Origin of the sequence: Streptococcus sp. 596553 (assembly GCF_900411395.1) — a bacterium.
Lineage (GTDB): Bacteria > Bacillota > Bacilli > Lactobacillales > Streptococcaceae > Streptococcus > Streptococcus mitis_BA.
Genome location: NZ_OXCQ01000039.1, coordinates 1 through 407 on the forward strand (window position 1 = coordinate 1; position 407 = coordinate 407).

The window sequence follows — 407 nt, forward strand, 5'->3', positions numbered from 1 at the left end:
GAGGTTGATTATCTGGAGTGGTACGTCTTGTCCAGAGAAGAGCATGATTTAACACAGGCTTGCAAGTTTTTGGATAGAAGTTACCAAGCAGTTCGGTCAAAATTAGCCAAACTCCAGAAATACAATCCTAACTTGCAATTTCAGCCCAAATGGTCAGACGCAGATGATAGCTATATCCTGAAATACTACCAACGCTTTTCGTACAAGACCTTGGCTCGTATCTTAGGACGTAGTGAGAAAGCCATTCGAGACCGTATCCGAAAATTAGGGAAACGAAAAATTTTAGACTTGACTATATTTCACAAAGATGTAGTTTCGCTAGCCAATCAAGGTATAGCTGTAAAAGATATCGCACAAAAATTAGGACTACATTACAATCAGGTATATTACTACTTGAATAAACATCA

Annotated in this window: 1 protein-coding gene; it reads left to right on the plus strand. The window is 38.3% G+C overall.

The genetic code is table 11. The features are described from left to right. Positions 1–407 (plus strand): Lrp/AsnC family transcriptional regulator (locus tag DSY56_RS11705; RefSeq protein ID WP_160109936.1); only part of this gene is annotated, 407 nt, incomplete at both ends.